9 protein-coding genes are annotated in these 12,321 nt (G+C 70.3%); 3 read left to right on the top strand and 6 right to left on the bottom strand.

The genetic code is table 11. The features are described from left to right. Positions 1-87: 87 nt before the first annotated feature. From FBY35_RS01080 to FBY35_RS01060, 5 genes are all read right to left on the bottom strand, one after another. Positions 88-615, bottom strand: a complete 528-nt coding sequence (locus FBY35_RS01080; protein ID WP_142211967.1) for a hypothetical protein — start codon at positions 613-615, stop codon at positions 88-90. A gap of 588 nt (positions 616-1,203) precedes the next feature. Further along, a complete protein-coding gene (narI, locus tag FBY35_RS01075) occupies positions 1,204-1,986 on the bottom strand; it encodes a respiratory nitrate reductase subunit gamma (protein ID WP_142211966.1) in 783 nt (260 codons plus the stop codon). Then, entirely contained in the window at positions 1,983-2,774 is a 792-nt protein-coding gene (gene narJ, locus FBY35_RS01070) for a nitrate reductase molybdenum cofactor assembly chaperone (protein ID WP_142211965.1), read from the bottom strand. The genes narI and narJ overlap by 4 nt, the downstream gene beginning before the upstream one ends. Beyond that, positions 2,771-4,315, bottom strand: a complete 1,545-nt coding sequence (gene narH, locus FBY35_RS01065) for a nitrate reductase subunit beta (protein WP_142211964.1) — start codon at positions 4,313-4,315, stop codon at positions 2,771-2,773. The genes narJ and narH overlap by 4 nt, the downstream gene beginning before the upstream one ends. Position 4,316: 1 nt before the next feature. Next, positions 4,317-8,015 (bottom strand): nitrate reductase subunit alpha, encoded by a 3,699-nt coding sequence (locus FBY35_RS01060; RefSeq protein WP_142211963.1) that lies wholly within the window; start codon positions 8,013-8,015, stop codon positions 4,317-4,319. Between the two features lie 387 nt (positions 8,016-8,402). On the opposite strand from FBY35_RS01060, the gene FBY35_RS01055 reads away from it, so the two are divergent. Further along, a complete protein-coding gene (locus FBY35_RS01055; RefSeq protein ID WP_142211962.1) occupies positions 8,403-9,413 on the top strand; it encodes an Acg family FMN-binding oxidoreductase in 1,011 nt (336 codons plus the stop codon). Positions 9,414-9,533: 120 nt separating this feature from the next. Here FBY35_RS01055 and FBY35_RS01050 read toward each other — a convergent pair whose 3' ends face one another. Beyond that, on the bottom strand, positions 9,534-9,956 hold the full coding sequence (locus FBY35_RS01050) for a pyridoxamine 5'-phosphate oxidase family protein (RefSeq protein WP_142211961.1): 423 nt from the start codon (positions 9,954-9,956) through the stop codon (positions 9,534-9,536). 322 nt (positions 9,957-10,278) lie between these two features. Here FBY35_RS01050 and FBY35_RS01045 point away from each other — a divergent pair, with 322 nt between their 5' ends. After that, entirely contained in the window at positions 10,279-11,559 is a 1,281-nt protein-coding gene (locus tag FBY35_RS01045) for an MFS transporter (RefSeq protein ID WP_142211960.1), read from the top strand. Positions 11,560-11,606: 47 nt separating this feature from the next. Continuing rightward, a complete protein-coding gene (locus FBY35_RS01040; protein ID WP_142211959.1) occupies positions 11,607-12,083 on the top strand; it encodes a hemerythrin domain-containing protein in 477 nt (158 codons plus the stop codon). The last annotated feature ends 238 nt before the right edge of the window (positions 12,084-12,321 follow it).

Below are 12,321 nucleotides of genomic sequence, written 5' to 3'. Positions count from 1 at the left end.
GTAGGACCTTGGGCTGAACACCCCTGCCCGCACCCCTTTTTCCGGCGAGTCGCGGCGGCTCGCCGGCCGAGCCGACTTCGGGGACTGTCAGACGGGCGTACCCGGAACAGCAGCGAACCCGGCGCCACACGCTGCCGCAATGTTCTCCGGGGTGAAGGGCGTCCCGACGACGGTGTCGCACTGGGCGCGGTAGATCACACCGTTGCCGGCCAGCAGGGTGATGAAGAGGTGGCCGGGGTCATCCGACTCGGTGACTGCCAAGGAGGTGTCCACCGTGCAACTGGGAGCGCCGGCGACCAGCGCGAGATTGATCCAGACTCCCGGATTCCGGCTGTCGTTGAGGAAGGCGTGCCCCCAGCGGTCGGTCGCCGCGCGGAACTCCGTCTCGAACAGGTCGCTGCCGCCGAAGTCGACGACGGCGGAGCTGACGTCGCGGCCGACCGGTCCACAGCGGGACCCGCCGTTGAAGCTGGACGCGATGCTGTCGGACAGTTCCTGGGCGAAGGAAACTCCTGAATCGCTGTCCGCAGCCGCGGGTGGGGCCGCGAGAACGCCGACGAGCAGGGCTCCGGAGACTGCCGCAACACCCCTGGCAGTCCAGGCGAGCTTCTTCATTCCTGTTTTCCTCTCCACGAGCGCAAGGTCCGCCGGTCAGGCAGACGGAGAGACAACTCGTTCAGCTTTCACCAGCACGAACATTGCACACGGGCGGTTCCTGATGGGCTTTCAGGAAGCATGCTGAATCGGTGAGATGCCTTTCCATCGCGATAGCGGCAGCGGCTTCATTTCGGGGACGAACGTTCCACCGGCGACGCGGGTGCACGCGCACCATTCCGATTAGTCACTCATGGAGAGCAGGAAGGTGCTCCGAATGGTCCAGAGAGTGCATCAGAGGCAGCATTAGTCTTTGGCTGGCCCTTGCCGCCGTCGAGCGCGAAGAAGAAGCCTCCGCCGATGACGGCCCGCTGCCGGGGTGGCGCCGGTCGGCCTCCAGCAGGACCACCTCGACGAAGGACGCGCCGATGTGGTGCGCTTCTCAGGGCAGGGCACACGGCCGGGCGTCGGTCATGCTGTGGAAGGCGCCCCGGACTTGGACGGCTCCGGGGTGGGCAGCATGACGCTGGGCGCCCGTTCGGCGGCTCGCGCCCGCTGCGTGCGTGGGCTGGGCGGTCGTGGCGTCCGGAGCGAGCGCGGGTCCGTGACTTATGCGGCTCGCCGGGAGCCGGAGGCTGACCGGGGCCGGCCCGCGGCTGTCGGGGCCGACGCCGGTGTGGCCCGCCTTCGGTAGACCAGGTAGGGCCGGGCGAGATATCCGATGGGGGCGCTCCATACGTGGACGAGGCGGGTGAACGGCCAGGCGGCGAAGAGCAGGCAGGCGGTCAGGGCGTGCAACTGGAACAGCAGTGGGGCGCCGGCGATGGCTTCCGGTTGCGGCTGGAGGACGAACAGGCCGCGGAACCATACGGAGACGGTGGAGCGGTAGTCGTAGCCGGCGCCGAACACGTTGTGCGCGGCTGTGGCGCTTATGCCCAGCAGGACGGTGGCGGACAGCAGCGGGAAGAGCAGTTTGTCGCTGCGGTCGGTGCCCAGCCGGATTGATCGTGTCAGCAGCCGACGAGCGCACAGCATGCCGAGTCCGGTGACCATGGCGACGCCCGCCACGGACCCCGCCCAGACGGCCGTGGTGTGGTAAGCGTGCTCGGTGATGCCCACGGCCTCGGTCCAGGTATCAGGAACGGCGAGGCCCACGACATGCCCGGCGATCACCATGAAGGCGCCCAGGTGGAACAGCGGGCTGCCCCAGCGCAGCCAGCGGTGTTCGAGGAGCTGGCTGGTGCGCGAGGTCCAGCCGAACTGGTCCTGGCGGTAGCGCCAGACGTGCCCGACGACGAACACCGCAAGGCAGATGTAGGGGACGGCGACCCACAGGAGAAGATTTGCGCCGCTGGTGGAAGCGGCGGCCGGAGGGGCGGGGACGGCGCTCATCGGGGGCCTTCCGTACGGCTGGTCGGAGCGGGTGGCACGCAAGTCGACGGGGCGGGCGCCGGCGGCACGAAGGTGCCCGGAGGGGCGAACTCGCCGTCTCCGTACGTCCCGTAGGGGTCGAGGCCGACCTCCTCGTTCGCCGGGCCCTCGGCGACGAGCTGGGCCACCGCCGCGCGGTCGGCCTCGGTGGGCGGCGGCAGCAGGGTGAGCAGCGCGCCCAGGACGTGCCGGTACGGGGAGTCGGCGTCGGTCAGTGCCTGGTGGATCAGCTCCAGCCCGCGTCGGTGCTGGCGCAGTGGTGCCTCGCCACCACCCGGGCCTACGAGGGCGGCGAACTCGAGCACGACCGGCAGGTGGTCGGGCAGTTCGCCGCCGCCGGTGTCCCAGCCCGCGGCCCTGTACCGCTGGTTGAGGGTGAGCAGGGCCATGCCCCGGCGGCGGGTGTCGCCGTGCAGGTAGTAGGTGAGGTAGAGGCTGCTCTTGCGGCGTAGGTCGAACATCTCGACGTAGTGGCGCTCCAGCGCGTCGGGAGTTTGTGCGGCGAACCATGTGGTGAACCGGGCCAGGTGTTCCGCCGCGGGCGTGGCCGGAAGGGCCTCCACTACGGTTGTCAACTCCGTGCGTGCCGCGGTTAGTTCGGAGTCGGGGTACTGCAGGAGCAACGACACGAGCCGCAGTATCAGGGCTCGGCCGGTCGTCTCCTCAGGTGTGAGCCGGGCCGCGCGGCGTACGGCTGCCCGGACGCGGGTGCGGACGAGGGCGGGAATGGTTGCGGGCAGCGGACTCACAGGTGGCCTCCGGTGGGGGCTTTTGGCGTACGGCGGCGCAGGGTGGGGATGCCGAGCATCACGCGGCGGCCGTCGGCGGGCTGCGGGTCGCCGGAGGACTCGACCGGGCAGCGGTTCTCCATCGCGGTCAGCGCGGCGGCGTCCTCCTTGTGCGCGGCCGGGACGACATAGCGGTCGGCATACTTGGCGACGGCGAGGAGCCGGTGCAGGTCCTCCGCCTGCCGGGCGGTGAGCCCGACCGCCTTCAGCGCCGTCTCGTCGCCGGCCTCGCCGAGGGTGCGTTCGCGCATGTATGAGCGCAGGGCGGTGAGCTTCATCAGGACGCCGGCGACGACGTCGGTGTCTCCGGCGGTGAACAGTTCCGCCAGGTACTCCAGTGGGATGCGCAGGCGGGTGACGGCGGCGAAGACGTGGTCGGGGTCGTCCTGGTTGCCGCCCGCCGCGTCGACGGCGTCCAGGACGGGGGAGAGCGGGGGCACGTACCAGACCATCGGCATGGTCCGGTACTCCGGGTGCAGCGGCAGGGCCACCTTGTACCGCATCACCAGGTCGTGGACCGGGGATCGGCGGGCGGCGTCCAGCCAGTCCTCGGGGATACCCGACTCGCGTGCTGCCGCGCGGACTTCGGGGTCGTGCGGGTCGAGGAACACCCCGCGCTGAGCGTCCAGCAGGTCGTGGTCGTCCGGGGTGGCCGCGGCCTCGCCGACCCGGTCGGCGTCGTAGAGCAGCAGGCCGAGGTAGCGCAGGCGGCCGACGCAGGTCTCGGAACAGACGGTGGGCTGGCCGGCCTCGACGCGGGGGAAGCAGAAGGTGCACTTCTCGGCTTTGCCGGTGGCGTGGTTGACGTACACCTTCTTGTACGGGCACGCGGTTACGCACATGCGCCAGCCCCGGCACCGGTCCTGGTCGACGAGAACGATGCCGTCCTCGACCCGCTTGTACATCGCGCCCGACGGGCAGGCGGAGACGCAGGCCGGGTTGAGGCAGTGCTCGCACAGGCGGGGCAGGTGGAAGAGGAAGGTCTGCTCGAACTCGAACTTCACCTTCTCCGCCCATTCCCCGCTGAGGTTGGGGTCGCCGGCGGCGTTCTCGGGTGCGCCGCCCAGGCCGTCCTCCCAGTTGGCCCCCCAGGTGATGGCGGTGGGCTTGCCGGTGAGGACCGAGCGAGGCCGGGCGACGGGCATGTCCGGACCGGCCGGGGCGTTGACCAGGTTGTCGTAGTCGTAGGTGACCGGCTCGTAGTAGTCCTCGATGGCCGGCAGGTCGGGGTTGGAGAACAGCGACAGCAGCCGCTTGATCCGGCCCCCGGAGCGCAGGACGAGACGCCCGCGCTTGTCGAGCATCCAGCCGCCCTTCCAGTGCTCCTGGTCCTCGTAGCGGCGCGGGTAGCCGACACCGGGCTTGGTCTCGACGTTGTTGAACCAGGCGTACTCGACACCCGTGCGGTTGGTCCACGTCTGCTTGCAGGTGACGGAGCAGGTGTGGCAGCCGATGCACTTGTCGAGGTTCATCACCATCGCGATCTGTGCCATGACGCGCATGTCAGTACTCCACTTGCTGGCTGCGGCGGCGGATGACGGTGACCTCGTCGCGCTGGTTGCCGGTCGGGCCGTAGTAGTTGAAGGCGTACGTGAATTGCGCATAGCCACCCGCGAGATGGGTGGGCTTGAGCAACAGCCGCGTGAGGGAGTTGTGGATGCCGCCGCGCTTCCCGCTGACCTCGGTCTTCGGCACGTTCACGTTGCGGTCCTGGGCGTGGTACATGTACACGGTGCCCTCCGGCATGCGGTGCGTGACCACGGCCCGGGCGGCGACGACGCCGTTGCGGTTGTACGCCTCGATCCACTCGTTGTCCTTCACGCCGATCTTCTCGGCGTCCTGCGACGACATCCAGATCGTGGGTCCGCCCCGGGACAGATCGAGCATGTACTTGTTGTCCTGGTAGTTCGAGTGGATGGACCATTTCGAGTGCGGGGTCAGGTAGCGGACCGTCACTTCCGCCCGGCCGTCCTCGCGCAGATGCTCGTCGCCGTAGTGCCGGGGCGTGTTCAACGGGGGCCGGTAGACGGGCAGTTGTTCGCCCAGCTCGGCCATCCAGTCGTGCTGGACGAAGAAGTGCTGGCGGCCAGTGAGGGTGTGCCAGGGCTTCTTGTGCTCGGTGTTGATGACGAACGGGGAGTAGCGGCGGCCTCCGGTCTCCGAGCCGGACCACTCGTAGGACGTGATCACGGAGCGGGGCTGGGTGCGGGTGTCGGCGAAGGTGATCCGTTCTGCCTCGCGTTCGGAGGCGAGTTCCACCAATCCCTCGCTGCCGGTCTGCCGCTCGAGCTCCTTGAAGCCCTCGGTGGCCAGACGGCCGTTGGTGGTGCCGGACAGGGCGAGGATCGCTTCGCACATGTGGGACGCGGTGGCGAGGGAGGGCCGTCCGGCGGCGACTCCGTCCCTGACGGTGCCGTTGCGGTGCCGGAGGTCGTCGATCTCCTGGTTCGGGTGGACGGTGACGCCCTTGGTGGTGGTGCCCAGAGTGTCCAGCAGCGGGCCGACAGCGCGCATCTTCTGCGCGGTCGCGGCGTAGTCCCGCTCGATGACGACGAGCTTGGGCATGGTGCGGCCCGGGATCGGCTCGCACTCCCCGTTCTTCCAGTCCCGCACAACGCCGCCCGGCTGGGCGAGCTCGTCGGGGGTGTCGTGCAGCAGCGGCACCGCCAGGACGTCGGTACGCGTCCCCAGATGCTCGGCCGCCAGCTCGCTGAACCTGTCGGCAATCGTGAGGAAGCTGTCGTAGTCGGTGCGGGCCTGCCAGGGCGGGGCGATGGCCGGGGTGAAGGCGTGCACGAAGGGGTGCATGTCCGTGCTGGACAGATCGTCCTTCTCGTACCAGGTCGCCGCCGGCAGGACCACGTCGGAGAGCAGCCCGGTGGAGGTCATCCGGAAGTCCATCGTGACCAGCAGGTCGAGCTTGCCCTCGGGCGCCTCGTCTCGCCACACCACGTCCTTCGGCCGGTGCTCGGGCGGGGTCTCCTCGGAGCGGACCGCCGCGTCCGTGCCCAGCAGATGGCGCAGGAAGTACTCGTTGCCCTTGCCGGACGAGCCCAGCAGGTTCGCCCGCCACACGGTCAGCACCCGCGGGAAGTTGGCCGGGTCGTCGGGGTCCTCGACGGCGAACCGCAGGCGCCCCGACTTCAGCTCGTCGACGATGTGCTCGGCGACCGGACGACCTTGGGCGGCCGCCTCGTCTGTCAGGTCGAGCGGGTTGCGGTTGAAGCCGGGATGACCGGGTGTCCAGCCCAGGCGTACGGCCTGTGCCAGGCAGTCGGCGAACCCCTTGCCCTTGAACCGCCCTTCCCCCAGTGGGGAGGCCAGTTCGTCGGGTCCGAACGCCTCGTAGCGCCACTGGTCGGTGTTGAGGTACCAGTAGGAGGTTCCGGCCATGTGGCGGGTGGGCCGCTGCCAGTCGAAGGCGAACGACAGGTGCTGCTGCCCGGTGACCGGGCGGACCTTCTCCTGGCCGACGTAGTGGGCCCAGCCGCCGCCGTTGACGCCCTGACAGCCGGTCAGCGTGGTCAGCGCCAGGAAGGCGCGGTAGATGGTGTCCGAGTGGAACCAGTGGTTGGTGCCCGCCCCCATCGCGATCATGGAACGGCCGTTGGTGCGCTCGGCACTGCGGGCGAACTCGCGGGCGATCCGGGCCGCCTGCTCGGCCGGCACCGACGTGATCGTCTCCTGCCAGGCCGGGGTGTATGGCTCGGACGCGTCCTCGTACGACGACGGCCAGCTGCCCGGGAGGCCGGGACGCTTCACCCCGTACTGGGCGAGCATCAGGTCGAAGACAGTGGTGACGAGGCGTCCGCCGATCCGGCGGACCGGAACGCCGCGCAGCATCACCGATCCGCCCTCGGTGGTCCCCTCGTCGAACCGAGGCAGGGCGACGGTCGCGGTGTCCTCGGCCGACTCCAGCAGGCTCAACTCGGGCACGACGTCACCCAGGCCGAGGTTCCAGCGGCCCTGTTCCTCCTTCGCCCAGCGGAAGCCGAGCGAACCGTTCGGGACTACGGGTTCGCCGGTGACGCCATCGAGGACGACCGTCTTGGACTCGGCGTGCTCCTCGTCCTGGCCCAGGTCGTCCGCCGTGAGGAACCCGTCCGGGACGAGACCGCGCTCGTGCTCGCGCAGGGTCACCAGGAACGGCGCGTCGGTGAACTTGCGCAGGTAGCCCTGGAAGTAGGGCACTTCGCGGTCGACAAGGAACTCGCGCAGGATTACATGCCCCATGGCCATCGCGAGCGCGCCGTCCGTGCCGGGGTGAGGGGCCAGCCACTCGTCGGCGTGCTTGACGTTGTCGGCGTAGTCGGGGCTGACCGCGACCACCTTCGTGCCGTTGTAGCGGGTCTCGGTGAGGAAGTGCGCGTCGGGCGTGCGGGTCACGGGGATGTTGGAACCCCACATGATCAGATAGCGCGCGTTCCACCAGTCCGCGGCCTCCGGTACGTCCGTCTGGTCGCCGAAGACCTGCGGTGAGGCGATCGGCAGGTCGGCGTACCAGTCGTAGAAGGAGAGCAGCGTGCCGCCGATCAGCGACATGAAGCGGGCACCGGCCGCGAAGGAGGCCATCGACATGGCCGGGATCGGGGAGAAGCCGGCGACGCGGTCGGGGCCGTACGCCTTGATGGTGTGGACCTGGGCGGCGGCGATCAGCTCGGACACTTCGTCCCAGTCGGCGCGCACCAGGCCGCCTTTGCCGCGCGCCCGCTTGTAGGCACGGGCCTTCGCGGGGTCGGAGTTGATCTCGGCCCAGGCCGCCACCGGGTCGCCGAGCCGTTTGCGGGCCTCGCGCCACAACTTCAGCAGTGCCCCGCGCACGTAGGGGTAGCGGACCCGGCTGGGCGAGTAGGTGTACCAGGAGAACGACGCGCCGCGGGGGCAGCCGCGCGGCTCGTACTCGGGGCAGTCGGCGCCGATCGACGGGTAGTCGGTGGCCTGGTGCTCCCAGGTGATGATCCCGTCCTTGACGTACACCATCCACGAGCAGGAGCCGGTGCAGTTCACGCCGTGCGTGGAACGCACCACCTTGTCGTGGGACCAGCGGTCCCGGTAGAAGCCTTCCCACGTGCCGTCGGCCTCACCGAACACGGCGCGCCCGTCGGCCGACACCTCGCTGCGGGTGAGCAGCCTGCGGGCGGCCAGCGGCCAGCCTTCACCGGCGCTTGACGCCTTGCGCCATGCCTTTTGATCGTTCTCCATGGCCGGGAACGCTATGTGGTGCCGACCTTGGTGCACCTGGGGCTGGCGGTCCCTGCCACATGGCCTTCCGGCCCACTCCGGGGCGGCCGCAACAGGGACCAATGGCCCCGGTGCCGGGTCCGGTCGGACGGGGAGTCGGGCAGGCCCTTCATGCGTGCTGGGCATTGATCGAGGCGCAGATGCCCATCTGTCAGGTACGACCGCATCCCGCGCCTGTTCCGGGGGCCGTTCCCCCGTCCCCGGCTGCCGCAGGCGCAGCGCATACGGCGCGTGTCGTGCGTCGTCCGGCTCGTCAATCGAGGTCGCATGGCCCGCTGTGAGGGGCCGGTCAACCCTCCCCAGGAGCGGGACAACCGCGGAGGGTTGACGCATACGAGGGAGAGCATGATGAAGGAGCCGAGATACAGACCCGGGATCGACGCCACAGTCGTTCAGGCCCTGCTGGCCGCGGCGGTGGCGGCACCGTCGATCCACAACACCCAACCCTGGCGGTTCCGTCTGGATCCGGACAGCCGGTCGATCGAGGTCCGTGTCGACCAGGAACGAGCATTGCCCAAGGCCGACCCGGAGCGGCGGGCCCAGTACCTGTCGGTGGGTGCGGCCGTCTTCAACCTCCGCTTGGCCGCTGCGCATCTGGGGTGGAACCCCGTCGTGCGGCTGCTCCCCGCCACGGACGATCCCGATCTGCTGGCCACGGTACAACTGACGGTCGAGCCTGAGGCCGACGGGCAGCCGTCCCTGGACGGTCTGTATGAGGCCATCGAGCGGCGCCACACGAGTCGGATGCCCTTCACCGGCCGACCGGTGCCGGAGCCGATCGTGACGGAGATGATCGGCTCGGCCCGGATCGAGGGTGCGCACCTGGACGTCCCCGACATCGTGGGGACCCGGCGCCTGTTGCGCCTGACCGAGGCGGCCGAGGCCCGCAACGCGGGCCACCCGGGCCGCATGGCCGAGACACGCACCTGGGTCACCGCCCCGGGGGCGGACACCTCCTACGGCATTCCCATGACAGCCCTGGGCCCCGGGGACGCGTCCGGGCGGATGCCGGTGCGGGACTTCACCGGAGAGCTCTCGGCGCCACGCCTGCCTGCCCTGCGTTTCGAACGCCACGCCCAGGTGGCCTTGCTGTCGACCGCGCGTGACCGGCGGCAGGACTGGTTGGGGGCGGGTCAGGCCCTTCAGCGCGTGCTGCTCACGGCGACCCGGCGCGGGGTGCGCACCTCGATGCTGCACCAGGCGATGGAGTGGCCGGACCTGCGTGCGGCGATGGCCGGAACGAGGCAGCGGAGCTGCCCGCAGCTGCTGATCCGCTTCGGGTACGGCCCGGACGGCGGCAGAACCCCCCGCGCGTCTGCATACCCTGTGCCTGGTTCCGTCGCGGGGCCGGAGCCGTAGGCCCTCATATGAGGACCGAGCACGACACGAGGCTGAGCCGACGGACTGCCTCCGCGCCGTCGGCTCGCGCCGTGTCTGCGCGGCAGGCGTCAGAACCAGGCGGTCGCTGCGGGTTGCGGCTCACTGCGTGCCGCGCGCTCCCGTGAGCTCGCGTCCGGTGACCATCTCGGACTCGATCCGTACGAACACCGCTTCCTGCAAGGGCATCCAGGAGCTGGGGCCGCTCTGCGACAGGCGTTCGTGCTCGGCGGGGTCGGTCACCACGGTGGCCCGTCCGGTGACGACCACGCTCCAGCCGGACCGGGTCGCCGCGTCGAATTCGTCCGCCTCGAAGGCGACCACGACGCCGCCGATGGCGCGTACGAGGTCCGAGCCCGGCGAGGTGCAGAGCAGGACGGAAGTGTCCGTGTCCAGGGAGAAGTTGATGGGCAGGACCGCGGGCAGTGCCTGCCGGGTGTACACCACGCGGCCGACAGGCACCTTGGTCAGCAAGCGCAGGCACTCCTGCCGGTCGAGTGCGCGAAAGCCGTCGTTCTGGGACATCAGTCCATGGTCCCCGCAGGCGCTGCGAGGGGGTAGGGCCGACCGGCCCTCCTTTTGAGAGATCCATTGGGAGCTCCGACCGAGGCTGCTGTTGGCGGAGACCGGGCCGGCAACCCGGTGCGCGGGGCGGTGGGAGCCGGGAGGGACGGCCGGACCCGAATCCAGGGCCTGCTGTCCGCCGATAGGGACCCATGGCCCATCCCGTCGGTGAGTCCGGATGCGGACAGTGGTTACGGGACGCCGCCTGGCAGGCAAGGGGCCTGCTGTGCGCGTGTGATCCCGGTGGCGCTGTTCCACCATGAAGAGGAAAGGGACGGACACCATGGTCCAGTCGTTGAAGTCGAAGAGCGGGAGTTCGCCGTCAGGTGCTCCGGTCGGCCGGGCGTGGCTGATGCTGGCTCTGGCCACGGTCGGTTTCGGTGTGAACTTCTGGGCGTGGGCGCTGCTGAGCCCGCTGGGCCCGCGGTTCAAGGACGGCCTGGACCTGTCGTCGTTCGAGCAGTCGCTGCTGGTGGCGGTGCCGGTCGTGGTCGGTTCCCTGGGCCGGATTCCGGTGGGCGCGCTGACCGACCGGTTCGGCGGCCGGATCATGTTCCCGATCGTGTCGGCGGTCACCATCGTGCCGGTGCTCTACCTCGGCCTGGCCGGGCACTCCTCCCTCGCGGCGCTGCTGATCGGCGGGTTCTTCCTCGGCATCGCCGGCACCGCCTTCGCCGTCGGCGTGCCCTTCGTCAACGCCTGGTTCCCGCCCGAGCGCCGCGGCCTGGCCATCGGCGTCTTCGGCGCCGGCATGGGCGGCACCGCCATCAGCGCCCTGACCACCGTGAAGCTGGTCGACGCGAACAGCATGTCGACCCCGTTCCTGATCACCGCCGCGGTCCTGGCCGTGTACGTCGTGGCCGCCGCGCTGCTGCTGCGCGACGCCCCCGGCCGCACCGTGCCGACCGAGCGGCTGGCCCGCCGACTGGCCGCCACCGCCCGCCTCGGAATCACCTGGCAGGCATCCGCCCTGTACGCGGTCGCGTTCGGCGGTTACGTGGCCTTCTCCGTCTACCTGCCCACCTACCTCAAGACCGGCTACGGCCTGACCCAGGCGGACGCCGCGAACCGCATGGCCGGCTTCGTGCTGCTGGCGGTCACGATGCGCCCGATCGGCGGCTGGCTGTCCGACCGGCTGGGCCCGGTCCGGGTACTGGCCGGCTCGCTGGCCGTGGTCGTGGCCGGAGCGGTCGTGCAGTCGTTCACCCCGGCGCTGGCCCCGGTGGGGACCATCGCCTTCCTGGCCATGGCCGCCGCGCTCGGCGCGGGCAGCGGGGCGACCTTCGCCCTGGTGGCCCTGCGGACCCCGGCGGACCAGGTCGGCTCGGTCACCGGCGTGGTCGGCGCAGCGGGAGGCCTGGGCGGCTTCCTGCCGCCGCTGGTCATGGGCTCGCTGTACGGCGAGTACGGGACGTACGCGGCCGGTCTCGCCCTGCTCGCGATCGTTGCCGCCGCGGCGCTGGCCTTCACCCTCACACGTGTCCGCGCCGCAGCCGAAGGCGGCAAGCGGAAGCCGCCTACCGGCGGTCGGCGCGAGCACCGCACCGCCGGCACTACGGCGTAGGGGCGAGCGGACGAAACCAAGGGGAACGAAGGACACGGAGAAGACCGGTGTGCGAGTACTGCGGATGCCAGTGTCTGGCGTCGATCGACGAGCTGACCCGTGAGCACGACGAGGTGGTCCGCCTGATCAGCCACCTCCGCCCCGCCCACCAAGAGGGCGGGGTGGCCCGGATGGCGGAGGTCGCCCGGGAGATCGTGGCAGTGCTCGGCCCGCATACCGAGGTCGAGGAGCATGGCCTGTTCCCCGCTCTGGCCGGGGACTTTCCCGAGCAGATCGCCTCCCTGGAGGCCGAGCACCGCCGCATCGAGTCGGTGCTCGGCGAGGCCGCCGACGGCGCGACGCCGTCGGACCCGGCCTGGCCGGACCGGCTGATGGAGGTGATGGCCATGCTGCGCGACCACATCCTCAAGGAGCAGGACGGCGTCTTCCCGGCCGCACTCGCGAACCTGAACACCGAGGAGTGGGAGGCGGTTGAGGCTGTGCGCACCGAGGTGGGCGGTGCCCTGTCCCGGCCGGCCGCCTGACCGGGCCACGATCCAGTCCTCTCGGGTCCACACCGACCAGAGCCCGCACCCCCGCTCATTCCGGGCGGGGGTGCGGGTAGCCGCCGGCATGGCTTTCTGGAGTCAGGGTGACCGCCCCTGCACGCCGACGATCTCTACCAGGCCACATTGTCCGTGGTGTGGCTGTTGACCTTCGGGTGGGCAGCGGTCGTAGAGTCGTGTGCGGCCGGAACCGATCACGATTTCCAACGGGCCCGCG

The sequence above is a fragment of the Streptomyces sp. SLBN-118 genome (assembly GCF_006715635.1).
Classification (GTDB): Bacteria; Actinomycetota; Actinomycetes; order Streptomycetales; family Streptomycetaceae; genus Streptomyces.
The sequence above is the reverse complement of the archived record's forward strand: the minus strand, read 5'-3'. Positions and strand labels throughout refer to the sequence as shown.

Excerpts from the sequence above, each read along its gene's own strand:
- narI (WP_142211966.1), bottom strand. The coding sequence starts at position 1,986 with ATGAGCGCCGTCCCCGCCCCTCCGGCCGCCGCTTCCACCAGCGGCGCA.
- narH (WP_142211964.1), bottom strand. The coding sequence starts at position 4,315 with ATGCGCGTCATGGCACAGATCGCGATGGTGATGAACCTCGACAAGTGC.
- FBY35_RS01080 (WP_142211967.1), bottom strand. The coding sequence starts at position 615 with ATGAAGAAGCTCGCCTGGACTGCCAGGGGTGTTGCGGCAGTCTCCGGA.
- FBY35_RS01045 (WP_142211960.1), top strand. The coding sequence starts at position 10,279 with ATGGTCCAGTCGTTGAAGTCGAAGAGCGGGAGTTCGCCGTCAGGTGCT.
- FBY35_RS01050 (WP_142211961.1), bottom strand. The coding sequence starts at position 9,956 with ATGTCCCAGAACGACGGCTTTCGCGCACTCGACCGGCAGGAGTGCCTG.
- FBY35_RS01060 (WP_142211963.1), bottom strand. The coding sequence starts at position 8,015 with ATGGAGAACGATCAAAAGGCATGGCGCAAGGCGTCAAGCGCCGGTGAA.
- FBY35_RS01055 (WP_142211962.1), top strand. The coding sequence starts at position 8,403 with ATGAAGGAGCCGAGATACAGACCCGGGATCGACGCCACAGTCGTTCAG.